Source organism: Nocardia rhamnosiphila NBRC 108938, assembly GCF_000720425.1.
GTDB lineage: Bacteria > Actinomycetota > Actinomycetes > Mycobacteriales > Mycobacteriaceae > Nocardia > Nocardia rhamnosiphila.
The window spans coordinates 1310744-1334413 of the sequence record NZ_JOAJ01000001.1; the positions used below are offsets into that span (position 1 = coordinate 1310744).

Here is a 23670-nt window from a genome sequence, read left to right on the forward strand (position 1 = left end):
GTAGCCGCCGGGGGTGGCCGCCGGTGCGCGCCGCGGGAGGTCAGCCGGTCGCCGAACGCACGTCGTTCGCCGCGTCGTCATCGATGCCGATCCGCACCAGCGCCGCGGCGAATTCGGCGGACCGATCGCGCGGCGCCAGGCGAGCGAGTTCCGCTCGATCGGTGGGCAACCCGACCTTGGCGGCCCCGCGCACGGCCCGTTCGTCGAAATAGGGGCGCGCCCAGGTCCACACATCCTGCACCTCGCGCAGGAAGATATCGCCACCCGCCGGGCCGATTCCCTTGAACTCCTGGATCAGCTCCGCTGCCCGGCCGGTGTCGTGATCGGCTTCGTCGGCGAGCTTGCGCAGGTCACCGTCGTATTTCTCGACGGCCGTGGTGGCGGCGGCGCCCAGCTGAGAGGCGGTGCTCTCGTCATAGCGGCGATAGTGCCCGCGCCCGAGCGCATCAACCAGGTCCTGCCAGTCCGCGTCCGCCATCTTCCGGGCGGTGCGGTAACCGCTGTTCATCAGCTCCGCTGTGGCGGAGATCGCGATATCGGCCGAGATGCGGGCGCTGAGCAGATCGGTCAGCACGAGCAGCTGGAACAGCGGGGCCGGTTTGTCGTCCAGCCTGATCCCGGCTTCGGCGGCGTAGGTGGTGCCCGCTCGGTCGAGTAGGGCGCGCACAACGTTTCGGTGGCTCATCACTCCTCCTCGTCTCTGCCGCGCGGGTACCCGCGACCCGCGCGCCCACACACTTCCGCCGGTCCGCTCCCCGCCCGGGCCGGTCGCGGCACGATCCAGCGGCGCCCTGCTCTCACGGTGAACAGCCCGGTTGCCGGACAGCGTGCGAGCCGTCAACCCTGCACACCCGCCAGGTCGCTGCCGCCGGGTGATGCGGTGACCGCATCCGCTTCGCTCACCAGCCACTGACCGCATACGCAGCGCCAGTAGCGGACCGCACCGTGTTCGGAGATCAGGGCGGGTTCGGGCCAGGAGCACGCGGAGCAGGTGATGGTCATGACCCGAGTCTGCTGTAATGGTTCTATGCATTTCAACCCTTACGGCGGCGCCGCGGCCGACCTGGCGGCCAGGCTCGTGAACGCGCCACCGGATCAGGATCTGGCCGCACTGCTGGCCGAGGCCGGTTACACACCGATCGGGACGGTGAGTTCCCGGCAGGCGGCCGAACTACTCCGCTGGACCCGCCGGCTCGACACGGTGTTCCGCGCACCCGGGGTCGAGCCGATCAACGCGCTGCTGGCCGAGACCACGAGCCGCCCCTACATCTCGACCCACGACGGACGCGCCCCGCATCTGCACTACGCCGCCGAGGACGCGCCGATCGAGGAACGCGTGAAGGCCTATACCGCCGCGGGGCTGGCCGAACTGTACTGCGCCGCGCCCGACCGGATCGGGCAGTGCCGACGGGCGGAATGCCCGCGGGTGTTCGTCGACATCTCCCGCAACGGACGGCGCCGCTTCTGCTCCGAACGGTGCGCCAACCGGGTGAATGTGGCAAGGCACCGGGCCAGGTCCGCCCGCCGGGCGGGGTGACCCGCTTCCGGCACACCAGGCCGTGGCCCGGGTGTCACGGCACCGGGACGGCTTCGAGCACGTTCTCCATCGACAGCGTGGGTGTGCAGGAGATCAGCGCGAACCCGGCTCCGGCGAGCAGGTCACGATATTCGGATTCGGTGCGTTCCCGCCCGCCGGTGTGTACCAGCATCTCGAGATCGACGTAGTTGCCCGGATGCGGGCGATGCCGGTGCGGGAGCAGGAGTTCGATCACCAGTAGCCGGGCCGTGGGGGCCATCGCCGCGCGTACCGTCCGCAGAATCTGCCCCGCCTGTTCGGCGGGCCAGTCGTGCAGGATGTGCTTGAGCACATAGGCATCGCCACCCTCGGGGACGGCGTCGAAGAACGACCCCCCGACCGTGGTGCACCGGTCGACCGCCCCGGCCCGGGCCCACAGTTCCGCCGTATCGGCCACCACCTCGGGTAGATCGAACAGCACTCCGGCGCAACCCGGCGCGCGGCGCAGTATCTCCGACAGCAGGGCGCCGCGACCACCGCCGATATCGACGACCGTGCGGTAGCGGGTGAAGTCGTGCGCCGCCAGCACTGCATTCTGCCCGAGGCCATCGATATCGGACATCGCGCGATCGAACAAATCGCCGAGCGCACGGTCGGAGCGGATGAGATCGAAGAAGGCGCGGGCAGGGACCGCCGGCCGACCGGTGCGCACCACGTCCACCAGATGATTCCAGTGGTCGCGATGTGTCACGCCACCGTAGAACAGCACCGCGTCCCGCAGCGAGACAGGCGCGTCGGTACGCAACGCCTGAGCCATGGGTGTGAGCGTGTAACGACCGTCGCGGCGGCGGGCGAAGATACCGTGCGAAGTCAGCAGGCGCAGCAACCGCCGCAACGCATCGGGGTCCGCGCCGACCGCCCGCGCGAGGTCGGTGCCGTCGCGCGGACCGGCGGCGAGCGCACCCGCGATATCCAGGGCGGCGGCCGTGTGGATCGCTTGGGACAGCCAGTCCCCGGCGACCAACTCGAGGAGGGCGAAATGTGGGGGAACCAGCCGCCGGTAGAGCCCGCCCAATCCGTCGCGGACCCGTCCCACCACGCGCACAACCGCCGGCTGCGGTGTCTTCGGTCGATCGAAGAGCATGACGCCTCCCTCTCGTAGCGGGTGTATGCGCTGAGACTACGACCTCTCGTGGGCGCCCCCCGGATAACGCGGCGGTCGTGTCGGACCTATGCCGCCGACCGTCAGCCGGCCTCCGCCGACCGCGGCAGGTGCACCAGAATCAGGCCCACCCCGGCGATCAGGAAATTCTGCAGCGCGGCCGACGAGGCGTTCACATCCTCGTTGGCCCACATCCGGAACCATTCACCGCCGATGGTCAGGAAGCCACCCGCGAACAGCAGGACGGCCAGCGTCCAGCCCAGGCCGGAAAGTTTCGCGGCGGTAGCTGTCGCTCCCACCCGTCCGCGCAGGGCGCGCACCCACACGACGGCCGCCGCGAGCAGGACGAACGCGATGAGGAATTCCCAGCCGACGATAAGGACGTAGGCGACGAGCGCGACGGTCTCGTTGCCGATCGCCCGCCAGTCGGTGCCGGCGTTGTGAATGGTCTGTTCCATCGACAGCACCGCGGCGACACCCCGGCGGTTGGTATCGGTATCGGTGCAGTTCGTTATCGCGACGAGCAGGTAGTAGAAGCCGGTGATGGTGGCGAGGACGGCGACAGCCAGCTGCCGGCTGCCTGCCAGATCCAGAAATCCCTTCCCGCGCTTGGTCTCCGAGCCGAGTGACGTATCCGTTGTGGTTGACACACGGGGGATCATTTCCGATCCGCCGCACTGTCACAACGCGGTGGATTCCCCCGGCCGGGAGGCTGCGCGCCCCTCATCGGCGCGCAGCCCGGCCCCTAGACGGATTCCGGCACCGAACGCGATTCCCGCACCCGCTCGACCCGCCCGACCAGCAGGACGTAGGAGGCGATACCGAGCAGCGTCACCACGGTCATGTAGACGAACGCGGGCGCGAAACTGGCATCGGTGACCAGGAATCCGATCACGATCGGGGTGGCGATACCGGAGAGGTTGCCGATGAAATTGAACATTCCGCCGGTCATTCCGATGAGCCGTTCCGGCGCCAGCGCCGAGACCAGCGACCAGGTGATGGAGGCCAATCCGTTGCCGAAGAAGGCAACCGACAGGAACACGATCACCAGCGCGGTGGAATCGGTGAAGTTCGCACCGATCAGGGTGGTGCTCAGCAGTAGACCGGCGATGATCGGCCCTTTGCGCGCGATACCGAGCGAAATGCCTCGCCGCAGCAGGAAATCGGAGAAGACCCCGGAGAACAGCACCCCGATCACCGCGGCGATGAACGGCAGCGAGGCCAGGAACCCGGACTTGATGTAGTCCATATCGCGGTATTTCACCAGATAGGTCGGGAACCAGGTGAGGAAGAACCACAGGGTGGAGGTGAGGCAGAACTGCCCCAGGTACACACCCCACAGTTTCCGCCGCCCCAGCACCGTGGCGATATCGGTCCGGGTGATCCGGGTACGCTCCGGCCGCGACGAGGTCAGATCGACCAGGCCGCCGCCCTCGCGGATATGCGCGATCTCGGCCTCGTTGGCACGCGAATCACGCGGCTCGCGGTAGACGAGGTACCAGGCCAGCGCCCACACCACACCGACCCCACCGGTGAAGATGAAAACCCAGTGCCAGCTCAGCACCGACTGCAGCCACGACAGGACGGGGGTCAGCAGCGCGAGGCCGATGAACTGACCCGAGGTGTAGAACCCGATGACAGAGGCGCGTTCGCGCTCCGGGAACCAGGCGGTGGCCACGCGGTTGTTGATCGGGTAGGCCGGGGCCTCGAAAACCCCTACCAGCAACCGCAGTGCGATGAGCGCGACGAAACCGCCGATGATTCCCATGAACACGGTCGCCAGCGACCACAGCAGCAGGCAGACGGGATACAGCACGCGGGGCGGCACGCGGTCGACGAACCATCCACCCGGGATCTGCAGCGCCGCATAGGTCCAGCCGAAGGCCGACAGCAGCAGGCCCTGTTGCGCCGAAGACAGGTCCATTTCGTCGGCGATGGCGGGTACCGCGATCGACAGGTTCGCACGGTCCATGTAGTTGATGACCACTGTCACGAACAGCATGACCGCGATCAGGATTCGCGCTTTACTGGCCTTGGCGGCCAGACCGGATGCCGCGGGCCGCTTATCGAGCATTGTCTTCATGGTCACCACTCCGCGAAAGAACCGTCACTGTGACGCCAGATCGGGTTGCGCCACCGGTGTCCGACAGCCGCCCGCTCCGCCACATATTCCTCATTGATCTCGATGCCGAGGCCCGGCCCGGACGGAATCCGGACCTGGCCCTCGGCGTAGGTGAACACCGCCGGATCGACCAGGTAGTCGAGCAGTTCGTTGGTGGTGTTGTAGTGAATGCCCAGGCTCTGTTCCTGGATGGTCGCGTTATAGCACCCCGCGTCGATCTGCAGGCAGGACGCGAGCGCGATCGGGCCGAGCGGGCAGTGCAGCGCCAGCGCCACATCGTAGGCCTCGGCCAGATGCGCGATCTTGCGGGCTTCGGTGATTCCGCCGCAGTGAGAGGGGTCGGGCTGGATGATATCGACTGCCCCCGAGGCGATGACGGATTTGAAATCCCAGCGGGAGAACAACCGCTCCCCCAGCGCGATCGGAATCGGCGATTGCCGCAGCACATCCACCACGCTGTCGACGTGCTCGGACAGCACCGGCTCCTCGACGAACATCAACCGATACGGTTCCAGTTCGCGCAGTATCACTTTCATCATCGGCTTGTGCACCCGGCCGTGGAAATCGACACCGATTCCGATATTCGGCCCGACCGCATCCCGGACCGCGGCCACATTCGCCACGCAGCGGTCGATCTTGTCCCAGGTATCGAGATACTGCAGTTCCTCGGTGCCGTTCATCTTCACCGCGGCGAAACCGCGGTCGACCGCGCCGCGCGCCGCCTTCGCGGTCTCGTCCGGCCGGTCACCACCGATCCAGGAGTAGACCTTGATCCGGTCGCGGACCCGTCCGCCGAGCAGTTCGTGCACGGGCACGCCCAGCGCTTTGCCCTTGATATCCCACAGCGCCTGATCGATACCGGCCAAGGCGCTCATATGGATGCCGCCGCCGCGATAGAAGCCGCCCCGGTACAGCACTGTCCACAGATCCTCGATCCGGCCCGCGTCCTGGCCGATCAGATAGTCCGACAGTTCCTCGACCGTCGCGGCGACCGAAGCGGCGCGGCCCTCCAGTACAGGCTCGCCCCAGCCGACGGTGCCGTCATCGGTTTCGATACGCACGAACAGCCAGCGCGGCGGCACCGTGAACGTCTCGATCGACGCGATCTTCATTGATTTCCTCCTGTGCAGCGGACAGCGTTGTCCGGTGACGAGCGGGTACTACGGGGTGGCCGCCCAGATCTTCGACAGCCGGCGGGCCCGGGCGCGTACCTCGCGGGCGCTGTCGCCGGGCCGGTAGACCGCAGTGCCGATACCGGCCCCGCCGGCTCCGGCGGCGCGCCAGTCCGCGAGGTTGGTCTCGTCCACACCACCGACCGGGATCAGCTCCACGTCCGCGGGCAGGACGGCGCGCACGGCGCGCATCCCGGAGATTCCCAGCGCTTCGGACGGGAACAGTTTGAGGCTGCGCGCCCCGGCACGCACGGCGCCGAACGCCTCGGTGGGCGTGGCGACCCCCGGGTACGAGCGCATACCGAGGCTGCGGGTGGCCGCGATCACCTCGATATTCGTGTCGGGGGACACGATGATATCGGCACCGGCCGAGCGGGCCCGCTCCACTTCCTCCGGACGCAGGACCGTACCGGCGCCGACCGGGCAGACCGTGCCGAAGCGCCTCGCCAGCAACTCGATGGACCGATACGGGTCCGGTGAGTTCAGTGGCACTTCGAGGGCGTGGAAGCCCTCCTCGACCAGAGCCGAGCCCACCTCGACGACTTCGCCCGGGGTGATGCCCCGCAGAATGGCGATCAACCCGGATGGGGTGGCCTCCGATGTGCCCACCATGAATAACTCCTCGATAGTGTTCATTTGCTGCCGGCCATTCATCGCGCGTCCGCACCCGCCGTGACCAGCCCGGCCCCGACCGCGATCGACCACAGCCCCGCTGCGGCGGCATCCTCGTCCACCACCTGCGTGCGCATCCCCCGCGCCCGCAGGGCGGTGGCGTATCGGCGGCACAGATCGGCGGCGCCACACAGAATGATCTGGTCCGCGCCGCCGTACTGCGGTAGCAGATGCCGTACTTCGTCGGCGATGACAACGCCGGAGAGGTAGTCCGCCAGCGCGGCCGGTTCGAGCAGGCCGTCGAGTACCAGCGCCCGCGCACCGAACAGCGTGGCGGCCAGCCCGCGTTCCCGGGACGAGAACCCGGCCGTCAGACCGCGCGCGAAAGCCGCATCGTCGCGGCGCGCGGTGGCCCCGGTATGGCTCAGCAGACCGTGCCGGGTGACCAGGCCGTACAACTCGCCGGTCATGGCCGTGGTGAAGGACAGTACCTTGCGGTCGGCGATCCGGATCCATTTGGTGTGGGTTCCCGGCAGCACCAGGACATGCTCGGTATCCGGTCGGTCGATCGATTCGAGTGCACCGATGACCTGCGTTTCCTCACCGCGCAGGACATCTCCGGCGCTATCGCGCCGTGGGTCGGAGGGGACACGTAGACCGGGCACCAGGTGCAGGGCGCCCCCGGCCACCGGCACCCGGGCCAGCGCCGGACCGGTGATGTCGAGCCGCGCCGGCACATCGAGATACCCGGCCTCGTACCAGCCCTGTGCGCTGCCCACCATGCCGCAGGCAAGCGCCGGAACATCGGGGCCGGCACGTAGCCACTCCCCGCACACGTCCAGGAAGGTCGCTTCGTACGCGCGCGCCCGCGCGTCCGGATCAGCGGTATCGATGCCCGCGGCCATATCGAGCAGCCCGCCGGCGAGCCGCCGGGTGTCCAGGATCCGGCCGTTGTCACCGAGCAACCAGCACCGCATCGATGTCGTGCCCCAGTCGAGTCCGATGAGGCGCGGCGTCGAGAGCCCTGGTCGGTCCGGTGTCATGACGGTCACTATGAACAGGACGTCCCGTTATTTCCATCCTGATCCCTATTTGTGGGACTCTGGAGCGGTGAGCGCTCCCGACACCATCCCGCCCGGCACCCAGACCCTCGCCCGTGGCCTCGCCGTGATCCGCGCGGTCGGCGACGGTGCGCGCGGGTTACGCGAGATCGTGGAACACACCGGCCTCGGCCGCAGCAGCACCCACCGGCTCGCCCAACTACTGGTCGTCCAGGGCTTTCTGCGCCACGACAACCGGGGCTACACCCTGGGTCCGGCCCTGATCGAACTCGGTTTCAAGGCATTGCACGGCAACCCGCTACCGCTGGTGGCGCGACCGGTGCTCGAGGAATTGTCGGCCACGGTGCTCGATACGGTGCACCTGGCGGTCGAGGACGGCGGTTCGGTGCTCTACCTGGACAAACTCCCCGGCTCGCGGGGGGCGGAGATGCGCTCGCGGATCGGGTACCGCATGCCGCTGACCCGCGCGGGCGTCGGTAAGGCGCTGCTGCTCGACGCGGCCGATCGCTGGGCCGAGCAGTACGCCGCCGATGAAGCGCGACTTCCGGCCGGGGCGAAGTCCGGCGACCCCGAGGACTTCCTCGCCCGTATGCACACCTACGCCCGTACCGGTGCGGCCATGGACCTCGAGGACAACGAACCCGGTATCCGCTGTGTCGCGGCGCCGATACGCGACGCGTCCCGCGCGATCGTGGGTGCGGTCAGCGTATCGGCGACCACCCCGTACATGCCCGACGAGCGGATGCGCGGCCTGGTGCCGGTGGTGCGCCGCGCCGCGGGCCGGATCTCGGCCTCGCTGGGCTACCTGGCGACCTGACCTGCCGGGCCCACACGGCGAGGCGTCCGGTCAGGATCGCTGCTCGGCCCTCCCGAGCGCCGACAACTCCTCCCAGACGGGCCCGAAGACGAGCCACAGGCCGGTGACGGCCCAGGCCCGGCCGATCCACCAGTACAACTCGCCGGCTTGCGCGCCATCGGCAGCGGTGAGAACGATGAGCACGAGCGCGGCCGAGGCGATCACCGCGGCGAGTACCACTCGACTCCATTCACGCCAGGCCGCCGCGACCCGCCCCCTGCTGCCTTTGGGCGGTTTCACCGGCGCCGGCCCGCCCGCGAAGCGATGGGCGAAGCGGATATCGGCCCAGCGCACCAGGGCGGGACCGAACGCGACACTCACCCCGAGATAGATCGCGGCCAGTCCGTGGACGACACCCGGCTCGGCACCGCGGCGTAGATCGATCGCCGCGGCGACGATGAGCGCCACGTCCAGCAACGGGATACCCCACAGCAGGGCCGCACCGACGGCGCGCAACCGGAGCGGATACCGGGCGGTGAGTCCCGCGGCGAGTAGCACCCACAGGCCCGCCTCGGAGGCCACGATCATCATCGCGACCGGATTACTCAGGACAGTGTCGAGCATCTGACGTCCTCTACTGGTCCGGTGTGTACCTGCCGCAAAGCTACGGTCGCGCGGCGGGCGCGCGCGTCGTCCGAACGGACGATCGCGGGCACTTCCGAAGGAGGAGAGCCGCCGCCGGCGGGCCACCACGCGACGGAAAAGCAAGAGCCCCAGAACAACACATAATTACCTGTGCGAAATGCATTGTTTGCGCTCGACACCGCAATATATGAGAAATTCACGCAATCGGTCCGCGACACGATCTTGTTATCTCATCGGGCTCGGATCTACTGACATGCATGTAATTATCAGCGATCCGATCCGATTGTGTCGGATGGATCACAATTCAGTTTGATTTAACCCTCGATACCTATAACGTTCGGATAACACCAGTACCAAGGTGTGCGGCGGCGCAGACGGCATCGCCGAAGCAACGGATACGACAGGAGCATTATCATGGGTTCAATGGACTTCAGCGCCCTCGGCGATTTCTTCGGCGCCTTCGGTGACATCTTCGGTGGCATCGGAACCCTGTCGAGCTTCTCTGCCGAGTAAGTATGCGCTGCGCATGAGCAGGGAATCCTGTGAAAACAGCCCGCCGGATCACGTTCGGCGGGCTGTTGCCGTTCTCCGGCACGTATTTCGCGTGAGTTTCACACATATCACCCCCGGAATGGCGGCGGAACCATTTATCGAAGATTGTCGATACGGACGATCGGGAGTTGTTTCGCATACCGGGCGACGGACCCGATTGTGCGCGGTTCGGCGCCGGAGCCCCCGTACCGGACGACGCCCTGCCGGACGACGCAAAGATCACAGAAGGATCAACCGATTCGGCACCGCGGTTGCGGGCGGTATAGGAGTTCCCCGCGCCGGACTACGCGTAAACGGACGCACCGGCACGGAATTCTGGAACAGTACATTCGGGGCGTGCGTGAGCGCATGTCCCCGATGTGGCGGACCCGAAGACCGGCCCGGCGCGGCAGCGCCACCCGGTGAGGTACCGGGTATGACCCCCATCACTCCCACTGAACGGCCCCCGCAAGCAACCCGACACCGCTCTGACCAGGCATTATCCGGAAACAGGTATACCCGGGGCCGTTCGACCGGCGCATTTTCGCGCCCGATACCAGACTCTGGAAGCCGTACGAATCGGCAACCATCACATCGAGGGCAGTAATGCACCAGTGGAATTCCGACCACATCCCGAACTGCAGTGATCTGTACGCGGAATGCACCGAGGCCGCACTGATGATCCGTCGGTGCGGAAGCTGCAGCAGACTGTTCGCCCCGCCGGTCACCCGGTGCTCGGCATGCCGGTGCGACGATTTCGAGCGTGTCCCCTCCACCGGGAGTGGATCCATCGTGTGCTGGCGGAAGGTCGCCTGTGCGCCGAACGCTCGCGCGGAAGCGGTGGAATCCGCGATAGCGATCGTGGAACTCGACGAGGGGCCGTGGGTCTACACGACGATCCACGGTGAACTGCCCCGTACCGGGCGCCGGCCGGTCCGGGTGCACTTCCAGGCGCCACCGCGCGGGGACCGCTTCCCGGTATTCGTGATCAGTGGCGGCCAGCCGGCTCTCGCCGCGGAATGACCGCCCCGGTGTATCCCCCGGCACCGGGATGAGCGGTCCGCGCCGCGACCCGCCGCGACCTTCCCGGGCACAACGCCTCGCCGCCGGAGTGCCCCGGCGATAGAGTTGAGGTGGCGAGAGGGACGCGTATGTTACCCGGTGCCCACAACCAGACTCGGTGGATCGCGCCCACCCCATGAACGGCGACGACCCCGTACGCACACGCCGCGAGTCGACGATGACCGTCGCGACGGAACTGGACGCTGCCGGATTCGAGGACGCGGCGGAAGTCGGCCGCGGCGGATTCGGTGTGGTCTACCGCTGCAAGCAGGAACCGCTGGATCGGACGGTCGCGGTGAAACTGATGACCGCGGAATCCGACGAGGACAATCGTGCCCGTTTCGCCCGGGAGCAACGCGCGATGGGCCGGTTGACCGGTCATCCCAATATCGTCACCGTGCTCGAGGAGGGCGTCACCGCCCGCGGGCGGCCGTATCTGGTGACCCCGTTCTATCCGCTGGGCTCCCTCGACACCTGGATTCGCGACCACGGGCCGCTGGCCGCCGAGGACGTGCTGCAGATCGGCGTGAAGATCGCCGGTGCGCTGGAGAGCGCACACCGGCTCGACGTCGTCCACCGGGATGTGAAACCGGGCAATATCCTGCTCACCGACTACGGGGAGCCCGCGCTGACCGATTTCGGTATCGCGCACATCGCGGGTGGTTTCCGCACCGCCGCGGGCACCGTGACCGGGTCGCCGGCATTCACCGCCCCCGAAGTCCTCGAAGGCGAACCACCCACTCCCGCCGCCGATGTGTACGGGCTCGGCGCCACCATGTTCTGCGCACTCACCGGACACGCGGCGTTCGAACGGCGCAGCGGCGAGAAGATGGTGACCCAGTTCCTGCGGATCACCACCCAGCCGCTGCCGGACCTGAGGGAGAGCGGCGTGGCCGCCGATATCAGTGACCTGGTGGAAGCGGCGATGAACCGGGACAGCCGGAAGCGTCCGTCGGCCACGGCCCTGGGCCAGTACATCCGCCGCCTGCAGGAGCGGCACGGATACCCCGTGGACGAGATGGCGTTGCACGAGCAACCCGCCCGCGAAGCACCCGTGGACAAGCCCCGGATACCGCCCCAGCGTAAAGCGATCGGCGCCGACCACAGCGGGAACATCCCCCTGGAGCTGACCAGTCTCGTGAACCGGCGCAGCGAAGTGATGGAGGTGAAGAACCTGCTGACGAACTCCCGGCTGGTAACCCTCACCGGAACCGGCGGTGTGGGAAAGACGAGACTCGCGCTGCGGGCGGCGGCACAGGTGCGACGGGACTTCTCGGATGGTGTGTGGCTGGTCGACCTCACCGATGTCTCCGACCGCGCGATCCTGGTCGATGTGGTGGCCGACGCGGTCGGGGTACGCGAAGAAACGGGCCGGCCGCTGCTCGATGTGCTGGTGGAGTACCTGTGCCCGCGCGAAACACTGCTGGTGCTGGACAACTGTGAGCAGTTGGTGCGCGCGGTAGCGGAACTGGACGAAGTCCTGCTGAAGGGCTGCTCGGGATTGCGAATCCTCGCCACGAGCCGCGAACCCTTGAACATCGCCGGTGAGGCGGTGCTGCGGGTGGCGCCGCTACTGGTTCCCGACCCGGGCCGGGTGCCCACACTGCTCGGCCTGCCCCGTTTCGACGCGGTCACCCTCTTCGCCGAACGCGCCGCCGCGGCGGTCCCGGGTTTCGAACTCGACGAGAGCAACAAGGACGCTGTGGCGCAGATCTGTGCGCGGTTGGACGGGTTGCCCCTGGCCATCGAATTGGCGGCCGCCCGGCTGCGCACCATGACACCGCAGCAGATTCTGGAACGCATCGATATCCGCAACCCGGTGCTCACCCGCTCCAGCCGCACCGCACCGACCCGCCAGCAGACCCTGCGCCTGTGCATGGCCTCCAGTTACGACCTGTGCACTCCTGCCGAACAGCGGCTGTGGGCCCAGCTTTCGGTGTTCGCCGGGAGCTGTGAACTGGATGCCGCGGAGGGCGTCTGCGATATAGACCCCGGCCCGGACAGCGTGCTGGACGTGCTGTCGGCGCTGGTGGACAAATCGATTCTGATCCGGGAGGAAACCGGCGGCGCCGTGCGTTTCCGGATGCTGCAGACCCTGCGCGACTTCGGCCGGGAGAGCTTACGGGAGGCCGGTAGGGAAGGAGAACTGCGCCGACGGCACCACGAGTGGTACGAGCGGCTGTGCACGGAGTCCACGGCGGGCTGGATCAGCGCCGAACAGCCCCGCTGGATCGCCCGGCTCGCTCGGGAACAACCCAACCTGCGCGAAGCGCTCGAATACTGTCTGGCCGAGGACACCGAGGCGGCGGCGGATGCCGGGGTGCGGACCGCCGCCGAACTCTTCGAGTTCTGGAACTTCCGCGGCCTCTACGGCGAGGGCCGTTCGTGGTTACGGCGCGCGCTCGCCCGGCCCCGGTGGCGTTCGGTCCCCGATCGGATCCGAGCTCTGTGCGCAGCAGGCAAGTTGGCCACCACACAGGGTGAGTTCCCGGCCGTGGCGGAAGCCCTGGCGGAAGCGCAGGACCTCACCGGGCCGGAGACCGAGCCGATGTGCCGCGCGCAGATCGCCTATCTGGAAGGGCTGTTCGCCATGGCGCGCGGTGAACCCGACGCCGCACCGGCCCATTTCGAACGCGTCGTGGAACTCACCGACGCCGCTTCGCCAGGTCCGCTGCGGATGGGCGCACTCACCCTGACCGGCTGGGCGTACGAGCTGAGCGGAGACACCGGCCGGGCGAGCGAGTACTACCAGGAGGTACTCACCGTCACCGAGCCGCGCGGTGAAATGCTCCATCGCGCGGCCGCCCTGCGCGGTATGGGAATCGCGGTCTGGCGGGACGGCGACCGGGTGCGGGCCCGGGAGCTGCTGCAGGAGGGGTTGCGGGTCAACAACAGCCTGAGCAGCAGCACGGTGATCAGTATGTTCTGTCTCGAGGGGCTGGCCTGGGTCGTCGACACCCGCACCGAAGCCGAACGCGCCGCGGTGCTGATGGGCGCCGCACAGGGATTGTGGCCGTCGGGTTCCCGCGTCATGACCGTCTTCCACAATATGGCCGCCTTCCACGCGGAATGCGAGCACGACGCCCGGGCGGCCCTGGGCGACCGGCGGTTCGAGGCGGCCCGCCAGCAGGGACAGACCATGGGCATGGACGCCGCCGTGGCCTACGCGCTCGGCGAACCGGCCACCTCCGCCGGCAGCCCGGCAGACCGTGCGGCGAATCTCACCCGGCGCGAAGGTCAGGTCGCCGAATTGGTCGCCCAAGGGCTCAGCAACAAGCAGATCGCGACCAAGCTGGTGATCTCCCAGCGCACCGCCCAGGGCCATGTGGAGAACATCCTGACCAAGCTGGGGTTCACCTCACGTGCCCAGATCGCGGCCTGGGTGGTGGCGAACGCGCGACACTGAAGCCCGGCCGCCGACGGTCGCGCACGGTGTCCATTCCCAGGGTCGTCCAGAGGTGGTGACCTGTACGCCACCCGGCGTAGCGAGTGACCGGGCCCCGCCCGGTAATCGTGCGCCGCATCGTTATGCGGGTGACACGACCCACCGGTCGCCTACGACGCCCTCGCGCCCCGTGGCCGCCTAGGGTCGAACAGATGACCATTCCGAACTTCACCCTGAACAACGGTGTCGAGATACCCGCGCTAGGGTTCGGCGTCTACCAGACCCCGCCGGCGGAGACCACCTCGGCAGTGGAGTCGGCACTGGCCACCGGCTACCGGCATATCGATACCGCGGCGGTGTACGGCAACGAGCGGGGCGTCGGTGAGGCGCTCCGCCGCTCCGGACTCTCCCGCGGCGAGGTGTTCGTCGAGACCAAGGTCTGGATCACCGATTTCGGTTACGAGGCCACCCTGCACGCCTTCGACAAGAGCGCCGGCAAACTGGGCATCGAGCAGATCGATCTGCTGATCCTGCACCAGGCGCTGCCCGGTGAATTCGACCGGACCGTCCAGGCCTACCGGGCGCTGGAGAAGCTCTACGCCGACGGCCGGGTCCGGGCGATCGGTGTCTCGAACTTCATGCCCGAGCACCTCACCCGGCTGTTCGCCGAGACAGAGGTCGTGCCCGCGGTGAACCAGATCGAGGTGCATCCGTACTTCCGGCAGTCCGCGCTCCTCGCCGCCGATACCGAGCACGGCATTCTCAACCAGGCCTGGTCGCCGATCGGCGGCATCACTTTCTATCGCGACGGATCAGCCGACTCCACTCTCGACGACCCGGTGATCGGTGAGATCGCGGCGGCGCACGGCCGGACACCCGCTCAGGTGATGCTGCGCTGGCATCTGCAGCAGGGGCGCCAGGTGATCCCGAAATCGGTGCGGCCCGCGCGGATCGCCGAGAATTTCGCCGTGTTCGATTTCGACCTGACCACTGCCCAACTCGACGCCATCGACGCGCTCGACACCGGTGTCCGCGGCGGCCCGGCGCCTGCCGATATCACCCGCGAGAACTTCGGAGTCGAGATCCCCGAACCCTGAGCGGGCGGCTCACCGGTCGCCGGCCACCCGACGCGATGTCCCGTCGGGTGCGACGAGAGCGACCCGGCCCGGCTCGCGCGCGAACTCGTTGCCGGCCCCGCCGGAAACGGATCCGGGCCGCCCCGTACGGGACTGCCCGGATCCGCGGCACCGATCAGCGCAGATCGTAGCGATCGTTTTCGGCGACCTTGACCCACGCGGCGACGAAATCGTCGACGAACTTACGACCGGCATCGCGCTGTGCGTACACCTCGGCGACGGCGCGCAGCACCGAATGCGACCCGAAGATCAAGTCGTTGGCGGTGGCCGTCCACTTGGTCTCACCGCTGCGGCGGTCGCTGCCCTCGTAGACGTTCTCCGCCGACTCCGACGCCTTCCACTCCGTGTCCTGGTTCAGGAGATTGACGAAGAAGTCGTTGGTCAGCACACCGGGCCGGTCGGTGAACACCCCGTGCTTGGTGCCGCCGTGGTTCGCGCCGAGTGCGCGCAGACCGCCGATCAGCACCGTCAATTCCGGTGCCGTGAGATCGAGCAGGTAGGCCCGATCCACCAGCAGGCGTTCCAGCGGCGCCTTCTCGCCGTTGCGCACATAGTTGCGGAACCCGTCGGCCCGCGGTTCGAGGACCGCGAACGACTCCACATCGGTGTTCTCCTGGGTGGCGTCGGTGCGGCCGGGCCGGAACGGCACGGTCACCTCGTGGCCCGCGTCCCGGGCCGCCTTCTCGACCGCCGCCGAACCGGCGAGGACGATCAGGTCGGCCAGCGACACCTTCTTCCCGCCCGCGGCCGACCCGTTGAAGTCCTGCTGGATCCGCTCGAGGACGGGCAGGACTTTCCGGAGTTCGGACGGTTCGTTGACCTCCCAGTTCCGCTGCGGTTCCAACCGGATCCGGGCGCCGTTCGCGCCGCCGCGCTTATCGGTGCTGCGGAAGCTCGCCGCCGAAGCCCACGCGGTCTTGACCAATTGCGGCACCGACAGGCCGGAATCGAGGATCTTGCCCTTGAGGTCGGCGATATCCTCGTCGTCGATCAGTTCGTGGTCGACCGCCGGGACCGGGTCCTGCCACAGCTGCGGCTCGGGAACCCACGGGCCGAGGTACCGGCTGATGGGGCCCATATCGCGATGCAGCAGCTTGTACCACGCCTTGGCGAACGCCTCGGACAACTCCTCGGGATGTTCCAGCCAGCGGCTGGTGATCTCCCGGTAGACGGGGTCCTCGCGCAGCGCCAGATCCGTGGTCAGCATCGTGGGTGTACGCGCGGGCCCGTCGAACGGATCCGGGATCGTGCCCTCGCCGCCGCCGTCCTTCGGCTTCCACTGGTACGCCCCCGCGGGGCTCTTGGTGAGCTCCCATTCGTAGCCGTACAAGTTCTGCAGGAAGCCGTTGCCCCATTGGGTCGGAGTGGAGGTCCAGACGACCTCGAGACCGCTGGTGATGGCGTCCTTGCCTTTGCCGGTCCCGTAGCTGCTCTTCCAGCCCAGGCCCTGCTGTTCGATCGGTGCGGCCTCGGGTTCGGCGCCGACCAGGTCGGCATCGCCCGCACCGTGGGTTTTGCCGAAACTGTGGCCGCCGACGATGAGCGCGGCGGTCTCCTCGTCGTTCATGGCCATCCGGCCGAAGGTCTCCCGGATATCCCGGGCGGCGGCCACCGGATCGGGCCGCCCGTTGGGGCCTTCGGGATTGACATAGATCAAACCCATCTGGACGTTGGCCAGCGGGTTCGCCAGTTCCCGGTCACCGCTGTAGCGCTCGTCGCCGAGCCAGGTGTCCTCCGGACCCCAGAAGACCTCTTCCGGTTCCCAGATATCGGGGCGTCCGAAGCCGAATCCAAAGGTCTGGAAGCCCATCGAATCGAGCGCGACATTGCCGGCGAACACGATCAGGTCGGCCCAGGAGATACTGTTTCCGTACTTCTGCTTCACCGGCCACAGCAGGCGGCGGGCCTTGTCCAGGCTGGCATTGTCGGGCCAGCTGTTGAGCGGCGCGAACCGCTGCGCGCCCTGACCGCCGCCACCGCGGCCGTCGGCGATCCGGTAGGTACCCGCCGCGTGCCAGCTCATCCGGATGAACAGGCCGCCGTAGTTTCCGTAGTCGGCCGGCCACCAGTCCTGAGAGTCGGTGAGCACCGCCGCGACATCGGCTTTCAGCGCTTCGACGTCGAGCTTCGCGAACTCCGCGGCGTAGTCGAAATTCTCGCCGAGCGGATTGGCTTTGGACGAATGGGCGTGCAGCACCGAGACATCGATCTGCTCCGGCCACCAGTCCGTAATGGTGCGTGGGCGGTGGTCGGTGTGGGGCGTAGGCGAGGGGATCGCCGGGTTCTCGCTCTCGCTCGCGCTGCGAGTTCCGGTGTCAGGAGCGGGTGGACGACTATCGGAGGTCACGACTTTCCTTCCTGAATAAGTGGCAGGAGCTGCGATCAGGTGCGGTGCGATGCCGCACAGTCGGGGCACAGACCCCAGTAGATGACCTCGGCTTCGTCGATCGAGTAACCGTGGTCGTCGGAGGCTGTCAAGCATGGGGCCGCGCCGACTGCGCAATCGACATCGGCGATCGAACCGCAGGTCCGGCATACGACGTGATGGTGATTGTCACCGACGCGGGACTCGTAACGGGCCACCGAACCGGAGGGCTGGATACAACGCAGGAGTCCGGCCGCGGTGAGCGTGTGCAACGAGTCGTACACCGCCTGGTGCGAGACCGCCGACAGGCGCGACCGCACGGCGCGGATGATCGAATCGGTATCGGCATGCGGGTGGTCGTACACCGCGCTCAGCACCGCCACTCGCGGAGCCGTCACGCGCAGCGAAACTCCCCGCAGCATCTGCTGGAAATCCACGGCCGCATGCACAGCGGAAAGTCTGGTCTCTTTTCTGGAATGAGTCAAGCATTCGCTGCGTGTTCGACCGTCTGCGCTGGTCACGGTGATTTGTTCGTCATGTCAGGGTCGATCCTGTTCGTCGCACGAGCTCATCGGTCACAGAGACGCACGCCTACGGCCTCCGCCCCGCCGGCGCGCGCGACCGTGGAGAATTCCACACGCTGGTCGGCGAAGAGGACCCGGTACCCGTCGGCGTCGATACTCCGGTACTCCACGAAGACCGGCGCGATATCGTCGTCGGGATCGATATAGCCGAAGCCCTTCTGGGCGTCGTACCAGATCACCCGGCCGGTCCGGAGGGAGGAGCGGTCGGCCGTCGGCCGGGGCAGCAAGGCGCCGGATTCGTTCTCCAGTCGCGGAGAGGCGGGCGCCGTCACCGGACGCCCGCTTTCGAGGCGCCCATGACCCGGTTCCACCACTCGTCGAGCGGGCTGGGCTCCGGCCAGACCACCCGGGCCTCCGAGCGGGACTGCGTGCGTTCTCGTGTCGATGCTGTCGATATTTCGGTAGCGGGCATGACCGGATACATCTCCAAACTGGCGAATCGGATGGACAAAGGACGTTCGTCGTCGGCGCGGCATATCCGCGGGCGAGACGGCGCGAGGTGTGGCGGACCGGAGCCCTCGGCTTCTCGTCGGGTAGCCGCCTGCCGCGAACTCGGTTCATAATGATCGGACTTAGATAATCTTTGTCTCAAAACACAGATTTCTTATAGCACCGACAATTACCTAGTGCAAGTTGATAAGGTAGGAAACCTCGTGTACGACGATGAGGAAGAGGAGTGCATGGATCACGAGCGCGACTCGGGGCGACACCTGCCCGATCCCGATCAGGCGGTATACGGGATCTCGGTCGCAGCGGGCCTGGCGGGCATCGGCGTACAGACACTACGGCTCTACGAACGCCACGGTCTGCTCAACCCCGCACGTAGCGACGGCGGCACCCGCCGCTACAGCGGTAACGACCTCGCTCGCCTGCGCCGGATCACCGAACTCGCCGCCGCGGGCGTGAACCTCACGGGTATCGGCCGAATCCTCGACCTCGAGGATGCCAATGCCGATCTGCACGCCGACAACGACCGCTTACGTCTGGACAACGACAATCTGCGCGGCACGCCGTAGTCACACGGATCGCACCGGAGCACACGCGCGCTCGCGGCGCAGGGTTCCGGGTCCATGGGGCGCCACCGGTGTACACGCCGGCCGCCTCGGCGAGGGGTGTCGAATGCATATGCGGCGTCTACCCCGGATCGTTCCGATCATGCATCGACACGCAAAACCGACCGACTGATCGGTCCGCGGTAGACCGCTCACCGCACGGCCCGCGCCGGAGCGACCGCGGGGCCCACGACTCCGCACTGCGGCAGGCAGTCCACCCGCTCCGGTTCGGGTGCTCGCCGCGGCGGCCGCAACAGCACCCCGGCCAGCGCGGCGCCGGTGAGCAACAAACCCGCACAGATCCACATGGCGACACCGAAACCGGAATCGAACACCGCGGGATCATCCAGCGCACCGGAGATCCCGGCCAGCCCCGGCAGAGCCGCCACCGCGAGCAACTGCGCCGTCCGCGCGACCGCGTTGTTCACTCCGGAGGCGATCCCGGCCTCGCTCGCCGGCACGGCGCCCAGGACCGCGCCGGTGAGCGGGGCGACCAGCACCGACAGCCCGAGACCGAAGACCAGCACCCCGGGCAGTACATCGAGCGGATAGGAGGCACCGGGACCCACCCGCTGGAGCAGGATCAGCCCGCCCGCGGCGAGCAACGGCCCGAATGTCATCGGCAGGCGGGGCCCGTGCCGCTGGGCCCACCGGCCGGACGGCGCCGACAGTGCCAGCATCAGCAGGGTCACCGGGAGCGTCGCGAGCCCCGCGCGCAAGGGCGAATACCCCGCGACGACCTGCAGTTCCAGTACCAGCAGGAAGAACACTCCACCGAGCGCGGCGTACACCGCGAGAGTGACCAGGTTGGCCACCGTGAAAACCCGGGAGGCGAACAGTGCCGGCGGTACCAGCGGGTGGTCACTGCGCATCTCGATGAGGACGAAGACCGCCAACAGCACCCCGCCCGCGCCCACCAGCACCGGTAGTTCGTCGATCAGCCCCAACGTCAGCGCGCCGAGCGCCGCGGCCACCACCAGCGCGCCGGGGAGATCGAGCCGGGTGGTCGCATTCGGATCGCGGCTCTCGGGCACATGCCGCAAAGAAACCAGGACGACGATCGCCACCAGCGGCACGTTGAGGAAGAAGATGGACCGCCAGCCCGCCACCTCGATCAGCCAGCCGCCGAGGAACGGCCCGAGTGCCCCCGCCACCCCGCTGAACCCGGACCACAGCCCGATCGCCGCGCCCTGGTCGCGATTGTCGATGGAGGCGGAGATGAGGGCGAGGCTGCCCGGCGTGAGCATGGCCCCGGCCACGCCCTGTAGCACCCGGGCGGCCACCAGCATCTCGATGTTCACGGCCGCTCCGCACAGCAGCGACGCGACGGCGAAACCCACCGCGCCGGCGACGAAAACCTTGCGCCTGCCGAAGCGGTCCCCGAAGGAACCGCCGAGCAGAATGAACGAGGCCAGGGTCAGTGTGTAGCCGTTGAGGGTCCACTGCAATCCGGCGACATCGGTATCGAGCGCGGCGCCGATACGGGGCAGCGCGATATTGACGACAGTGGCGTCCAGGGAAGCCACCGAGGAGCCGAGCACGGTGGCCAGCACGATCCAGCGGCCGCCGGCCGACCCGAGACGGGGCAGCTCGGTGGGGTTCACGTCACCGAAGATACGGATCCGCCGCGGTTCGCCACCATGCGACACACGCCGGGACGGGGGACGAGGCCGCCACAGCCCAGCGCCCCACCCTGCCGGTCGGCAGGGTGGGGCGCGACAGGTATCGGGGACGAGCGTCCGCGCCGATCACATCCGGGCGTAGCGGGCGCAGGCGAAATCGTAGAGACCGTAGGCGGCTATGCCGAGTCCGGCGGCGACCAGGAGCACGGGGCCGAACGGCTGCGCACCCAGCGTTTTCAGCGCGGCGTCCAGGCCACTGGCCTTACCGGGATCGGACTGGAACACCGCCACGATCACGAGCACACCTACCCCCGCGATGGCCGAGCCCTTACTGAGGTACCCGACGGTTCCCAACCGGCGCAGCAGCGCACGGTCGGTGCGCAGTTCCTTCAGGAACCTCCGGGTGGCGCCCTTGTAGATGTGGTACGCACCCACCCCGATGATCACCGCACCGACGAGCACGAGGGCGATCTTGCCGCCGGCACTCTGCATCATGCGCGCGGACAACCCGGCGTTCTTACCGCCGCTCGAGCTTCCGCTGCCCTGGACGAAGCCGAACGCGGTGATCGCGTAGCCGAAGTAGACCAGGGCCACGGCGAACGCCTTGCCGCGGTGGAAAAGATCGGATTTGCGGTCCTCGTCACCACGGGTGCGCGACCCGAGTACCGCCTCCGTGAGCCGCCACAGCGCCATGAAAACGAAGGCGGCGATACCGACGACCAACGCGGGAACGCCGCCGGGTTTGGCGGCCAGCTCGGCCATGGCACCGGATTGATCGGTGGTGCCGCCGCCACCGAAGGCGAGGCGCACGGCGAGGTAGCCGATCAGCAGGTGCACGAGCCCCGCCATCACGTAACCGGCACGGGCCAGTCGCTCGAACATGCGACTGTCGGTGACACGGCGCGCCGCGGAAACCGGCCTGGATGTGGAAACCTGGGTCATCTGGCCTCTCTTCGTACCGGAGGCGCGCGACCGGGCAGTACCGGAACCGGTCCCACGCGAGCCCGGCCCCGGATCGGCGTCGACCCGAAACCGCTTCTCGCGCTCGCCTGTTCGCTGCCACGCCTCCTCGAGCGAACGGAACGTTCAGCAGATACCCGGGAACGGGGCGGCGAAACGGTACGCCTCCGGGGGATGGCGCGTTCGCGCCATCCCCCGGCCGGCTCAGGCCGAAGTCACCGCGGCCGCCATGCCCTGGCCACCGCCGATGCACATAGTCAGCAGCGCGCGGCCACCGCCGCGGCGCCGCAACTCGTGTAATGCCGTGGTCAGCATGCGAATACCGGTGGCCCCGATGGGATGGCCGAGCGAGATTCCGGAACCGTTCACATTCAACCGGTCCCGGTCCTCCCAGCCCCACTCGTGCAGGACGCCGAGCACCTGACACGCGAACGCTTCGTTCAATTCGACCAGGTCGAAGTCCGCGAAGCCGTATCCGGTGGCCGCGAACAGCTTGTCCACTGCCGCCACCGGCCCGAGTCCCATGAGCGCCGGATCGCATCCGGCGGCCGTCCAGCCCTCCAGGAAACCCATGGGTTCGAGTCCCAGCTCGTCCAGACGGTCCTCGGCGACCACGAGCACCGCCGCCGCGGCATCGTTCTGCTGGCTCGCGTTTCCGGCGGTCACGACCCCGCCGGGGCGCACGGCGCGCAGCTTCCCGAGCGTATCGGCCGTGGTGTCCGGCCGGATGCCCTCGTCCCGGGCGAATACCGTCATATGGCCTTTGCGGTCGGCGACCTCGACCGGCACCACCTCGGCGTCGAACCGTCCCGCCGCCCAGGCGGCGTCGGCACGGCGATGACTCTCCGCGGCGAGCAGGTCGGACTGCTCGCGGGTGATCCCGCATTTCGCCGCGACGTTCTCCGCCGTCTCGAGCATTCCGCTGATCGGGCCGAACCGCCATTCGGGCTGTGACCGTTCGCGCCCGCGGTCGAGCCGGTCGAACAACTGCAGGCCGCCCGACCGCGCGCCCCAGCGAGCCCCGGTCGTGTAGTGCTCGATGGTGCTCATCGATTCCACGCCGCCGGCCACCACGACCTGCGCGGCGCCGGTCTGCACCATCATCGCCGCGGTGACCAGCGCCTGCAGCCCGGTCCCGCACCGGCGATCGGTCTGCAATCCGGCCACCGACAGGGGCAGGCCCGCATCCAGGGCCGCCCAGCGGCCGATACACGGAGCTTCCGAATTCGCGTACGACTGCCCCATCGCGACCTCGTCGATACGTTCCGGGTCGATACCGGACCGGGCGACGGTTTCCTTCACCACCGTGGTCGCCAGCGTCACCGCCGGCACCTCCCGGAGTGCGCCGCCGAACCGGCCGACCGCCGTCCGGACGGGGGCCACCAATGCCGCACGTGTCATGAGAGCTCGCTTTCCGGACCGACCAGCACGCGAACGGTCTCGGCGACCAGCGCCGGACGTCGCGCGCCCTCGATCTCGATGGTGTAGGCGGTGATCAGGTTCGCGCCCTTCGCCGTTCGCTCGAGCGATTCGAGCCGGGCTCCGCAGCGGATCCGCGCGCCGATCGGTACCGGCGCGGGGAAGCGGACCTTGTTCACCCCGTAGTTGACCTTCATCCGGACACCCGCGATATCGAAGATCTCGCCGCCGAGCGCCGGGAGCAGCGAGAGGGTCAGATAGCCGTGCGCGATCGTGGTGCCGTAGGGCCCGGACGCCGCCCGGACGGGATCGACGTGGATCCACTGCCGGTCGCCGGTCGCCGCGGCGAAAGCGTCCACCCGGGCCTGGGTCACCTCGAGCCAGCTGCTGTACCCGAGATGAGTGCCGACCGCGGCCGCCACCTCGTCGATCCCCTGGAAAACCTTCACGAGACCAGACCTCGGTCCG

The 23670-nt window shown here is 68.0% G+C and carries 22 protein-coding genes; 6 read left to right on the forward strand and 16 right to left on the reverse strand.

Annotated features, from left to right (window positions below; genetic code table 11):
- Nucleotides 1-40 precede the first annotated feature (40 nt).
- Nucleotides 41-685 carry an HhH-GDP family DNA glycosylase gene (locus IG75_RS0105805; RefSeq protein WP_030520117.1) on the reverse strand — a complete coding sequence of 215 codons (645 nt, stop codon included), beginning with the start codon at nucleotides 683-685 and terminating at the stop codon, nucleotides 41-43.
- Nucleotides 686-837: 152 nt separating this feature from the next.
- Nucleotides 838-1002 carry a hypothetical protein gene (locus tag IG75_RS39685; protein ID WP_168165609.1) on the reverse strand — a complete coding sequence of 55 codons (165 nt, stop codon included), beginning with the start codon at nucleotides 1000-1002 and terminating at the stop codon, nucleotides 838-840.
- A 25-nt stretch (nucleotides 1003-1027) separates the two neighbouring features.
- Here IG75_RS39685 and IG75_RS0105815 point away from each other — a divergent pair, with 25 nt between their 5' ends.
- On the forward strand, nucleotides 1028-1537 hold the full coding sequence (locus IG75_RS0105815) for a CGNR zinc finger domain-containing protein (protein WP_030520119.1): 510 nt from the start codon (nucleotides 1028-1030) through the stop codon (nucleotides 1535-1537).
- Nucleotides 1538-1571: 34 nt separating this feature from the next.
- Here IG75_RS0105815 and IG75_RS0105820 read toward each other — a convergent pair whose 3' ends face one another.
- From IG75_RS0105820 to IG75_RS0105845, 6 genes are all read right to left on the reverse strand, one after another.
- Complete coding sequence (locus IG75_RS0105820; RefSeq protein ID WP_030520120.1) at nucleotides 1572-2660, reverse strand: methyltransferase; 1089 nt, start codon at nucleotides 2658-2660, stop codon at nucleotides 1572-1574.
- Nucleotides 2661-2761: 101 nt separating this feature from the next.
- Complete coding sequence (locus IG75_RS0105825; protein ID WP_210436757.1) at nucleotides 2762-3328, reverse strand: DUF2165 domain-containing protein; 567 nt, start codon at nucleotides 3326-3328, stop codon at nucleotides 2762-2764.
- A gap of 95 nt (nucleotides 3329-3423) precedes the next feature.
- A complete protein-coding gene (locus IG75_RS0105830; protein WP_030520122.1) occupies nucleotides 3424-4752 on the reverse strand; it encodes an MFS transporter in 1329 nt (442 codons plus the stop codon).
- 11 nt (nucleotides 4753-4763) lie between these two features.
- A complete protein-coding gene (dgoD, locus tag IG75_RS0105835; RefSeq protein ID WP_030520123.1) occupies nucleotides 4764-5912 on the reverse strand; it encodes a galactonate dehydratase in 1149 nt (382 codons plus the stop codon).
- A gap of 48 nt (nucleotides 5913-5960) precedes the next feature.
- The gene (locus IG75_RS0105840) at nucleotides 5961-6584 is read right to left on the reverse strand and encodes a 2-dehydro-3-deoxy-6-phosphogalactonate aldolase (RefSeq protein WP_030520124.1); all 624 of its coding nucleotides are present in this window, start codon (nucleotides 6582-6584) and stop codon (nucleotides 5961-5963) included.
- Nucleotides 6585-6622: 38 nt separating this feature from the next.
- A complete protein-coding gene (locus tag IG75_RS0105845; protein ID WP_030520125.1) occupies nucleotides 6623-7627 on the reverse strand; it encodes a 2-dehydro-3-deoxygalactonokinase in 1005 nt (334 codons plus the stop codon).
- Nucleotides 7628-7694: 67 nt separating this feature from the next.
- Between IG75_RS0105845 and IG75_RS0105850 the strand changes: the two genes are divergently transcribed.
- Nucleotides 7695-8462, forward strand: a complete 768-nt coding sequence (locus IG75_RS0105850) for an IclR family transcriptional regulator (RefSeq protein WP_030520126.1) — start codon at nucleotides 7695-7697, stop codon at nucleotides 8460-8462.
- A 30-nt stretch (nucleotides 8463-8492) separates the two neighbouring features.
- Here IG75_RS0105850 and IG75_RS0105855 read toward each other — a convergent pair whose 3' ends face one another.
- On the reverse strand, nucleotides 8493-9065 hold the full coding sequence (locus IG75_RS0105855; RefSeq protein ID WP_036512205.1) for a hypothetical protein: 573 nt from the start codon (nucleotides 9063-9065) through the stop codon (nucleotides 8493-8495).
- 1344 nt (nucleotides 9066-10409) lie between these two features.
- Between IG75_RS0105855 and IG75_RS0105865 the strand changes: the two genes are divergently transcribed.
- The 3 genes from IG75_RS0105865 (at nucleotide 10410) to IG75_RS0105875 (ending at nucleotide 15161) form a co-directional block, all read left to right on the forward strand.
- Nucleotides 10410-10640 carry a PhlB family protein gene (locus IG75_RS0105865; protein WP_245713068.1) on the forward strand — a complete coding sequence of 77 codons (231 nt, stop codon included), beginning with the start codon at nucleotides 10410-10412 and terminating at the stop codon, nucleotides 10638-10640.
- 217 nt (nucleotides 10641-10857) lie between these two features.
- The gene (locus IG75_RS0105870; protein ID WP_307686636.1) at nucleotides 10858-14085 is read left to right on the forward strand and encodes a protein kinase domain-containing protein; all 3228 of its coding nucleotides are present in this window, start codon (nucleotides 10858-10860) and stop codon (nucleotides 14083-14085) included.
- Nucleotides 14086-14276: 191 nt separating this feature from the next.
- Nucleotides 14277-15161, forward strand: coding sequence for an aldo/keto reductase (locus IG75_RS0105875; RefSeq protein WP_030520130.1), 885 nt, complete (start codon nucleotides 14277-14279; stop codon nucleotides 15159-15161).
- A gap of 154 nt (nucleotides 15162-15315) precedes the next feature.
- Here the strand turns inward: IG75_RS0105875 and katG are convergent, their stop codons facing one another.
- From katG to IG75_RS38945, 3 genes are all read right to left on the reverse strand, one after another.
- A complete protein-coding gene (katG, locus tag IG75_RS0105880; RefSeq protein WP_030520131.1) occupies nucleotides 15316-17547 on the reverse strand; it encodes a catalase/peroxidase HPI in 2232 nt (743 codons plus the stop codon).
- A gap of 35 nt (nucleotides 17548-17582) precedes the next feature.
- Nucleotides 17583-17987, reverse strand: a complete 405-nt coding sequence (locus IG75_RS0105885; protein WP_036512825.1) for a Fur family transcriptional regulator — start codon at nucleotides 17985-17987, stop codon at nucleotides 17583-17585.
- Nucleotides 17988-18133: 146 nt separating this feature from the next.
- Nucleotides 18134-18421: a cold shock domain-containing protein gene (locus IG75_RS38945; protein ID WP_245713067.1), complete on the reverse strand. Its 288-nt coding sequence runs from the start codon at nucleotides 18419-18421 to the stop codon at nucleotides 18134-18136.
- Between the two features lie 408 nt (nucleotides 18422-18829).
- Between IG75_RS38945 and IG75_RS0105895 the strand changes: the two genes are divergently transcribed.
- Nucleotides 18830-19165: a MerR family transcriptional regulator gene (locus tag IG75_RS0105895; RefSeq protein WP_030520134.1), complete on the forward strand. Its 336-nt coding sequence runs from the start codon at nucleotides 18830-18832 to the stop codon at nucleotides 19163-19165.
- A gap of 188 nt (nucleotides 19166-19353) precedes the next feature.
- Here the strand turns inward: IG75_RS0105895 and IG75_RS0105900 are convergent, their stop codons facing one another.
- The 4 genes from IG75_RS0105900 to IG75_RS0105915 all read right to left on the reverse strand — a co-directional run bounded on the left by IG75_RS0105900 (nucleotide 19354) and on the right by IG75_RS0105915 (nucleotide 23651).
- Nucleotides 19354-20805 carry an MFS transporter gene (locus IG75_RS0105900; RefSeq protein WP_030520135.1) on the reverse strand — a complete coding sequence of 484 codons (1452 nt, stop codon included), beginning with the start codon at nucleotides 20803-20805 and terminating at the stop codon, nucleotides 19354-19356.
- 144 nt (nucleotides 20806-20949) lie between these two features.
- Entirely contained in the window at nucleotides 20950-21765 is an 816-nt protein-coding gene (locus IG75_RS0105905) for a DUF1206 domain-containing protein (RefSeq protein WP_030520136.1), read from the reverse strand.
- A 222-nt stretch (nucleotides 21766-21987) separates the two neighbouring features.
- Complete coding sequence (locus IG75_RS0105910; protein WP_030520137.1) at nucleotides 21988-23184, reverse strand: acetyl-CoA C-acetyltransferase; 1197 nt, start codon at nucleotides 23182-23184, stop codon at nucleotides 21988-21990.
- Nucleotides 23181-23651 carry a MaoC family dehydratase gene (locus IG75_RS0105915; protein ID WP_030520138.1) on the reverse strand — a complete coding sequence of 157 codons (471 nt, stop codon included), beginning with the start codon at nucleotides 23649-23651 and terminating at the stop codon, nucleotides 23181-23183. The genes IG75_RS0105910 and IG75_RS0105915 overlap by 4 nt, the downstream gene beginning before the upstream one ends.
- Nucleotides 23652-23670 lie beyond the last annotated feature (19 nt).

Coding starts and splice junctions, on each gene's coding strand:
- IG75_RS39685 (WP_168165609.1), bottom strand. CDS start 1,002: ATGACCATCACCTGCTCCGCGTGCTCCTGGCCCGAACCCGCCCTGATC.
- IG75_RS0105855 (WP_036512205.1), bottom strand. CDS start 9,065: ATGCTCGACACTGTCCTGAGTAATCCGGTCGCGATGATGATCGTGGCC.
- IG75_RS0105870 (WP_307686636.1), top strand. CDS start 10,858: ATGACCGTCGCGACGGAACTGGACGCTGCCGGATTCGAGGACGCGGCG.
- IG75_RS0105885 (WP_036512825.1), bottom strand. CDS start 17,987: ATGCTGCGGGGAGTTTCGCTGCGCGTGACGGCTCCGCGAGTGGCGGTG.
- IG75_RS0105895 (WP_030520134.1), top strand. CDS start 18,830: ATGGATCACGAGCGCGACTCGGGGCGACACCTGCCCGATCCCGATCAG.
- IG75_RS0105875 (WP_030520130.1), top strand. CDS start 14,277: ATGACCATTCCGAACTTCACCCTGAACAACGGTGTCGAGATACCCGCG.
- IG75_RS0105840 (WP_030520124.1), bottom strand. CDS start 6,584: ATGGTGGGCACATCGGAGGCCACCCCATCCGGGTTGATCGCCATTCTG.
- IG75_RS0105830 (WP_030520122.1), bottom strand. CDS start 4,752: ATGCTCGATAAGCGGCCCGCGGCATCCGGTCTGGCCGCCAAGGCCAGT.
- dgoD (WP_030520123.1), bottom strand. CDS start 5,912: ATGAAGATCGCGTCGATCGAGACGTTCACGGTGCCGCCGCGCTGGCTG.
- IG75_RS0105820 (WP_030520120.1), bottom strand. CDS start 2,660: ATGCTCTTCGATCGACCGAAGACACCGCAGCCGGCGGTTGTGCGCGTG.
- IG75_RS0105910 (WP_030520137.1), bottom strand. CDS start 23,184: ATGACACGTGCGGCATTGGTGGCCCCCGTCCGGACGGCGGTCGGCCGG.
- IG75_RS0105905 (WP_030520136.1), bottom strand. CDS start 21,765: ATGACCCAGGTTTCCACATCCAGGCCGGTTTCCGCGGCGCGCCGTGTC.
- IG75_RS0105845 (WP_030520125.1), bottom strand. CDS start 7,627: ATGACACCGGACCGACCAGGGCTCTCGACGCCGCGCCTCATCGGACTC.
- IG75_RS0105805 (WP_030520117.1), bottom strand. CDS start 685: ATGAGCCACCGAAACGTTGTGCGCGCCCTACTCGACCGAGCGGGCACC.
- IG75_RS0105815 (WP_030520119.1), top strand. CDS start 1,028: ATGCATTTCAACCCTTACGGCGGCGCCGCGGCCGACCTGGCGGCCAGG.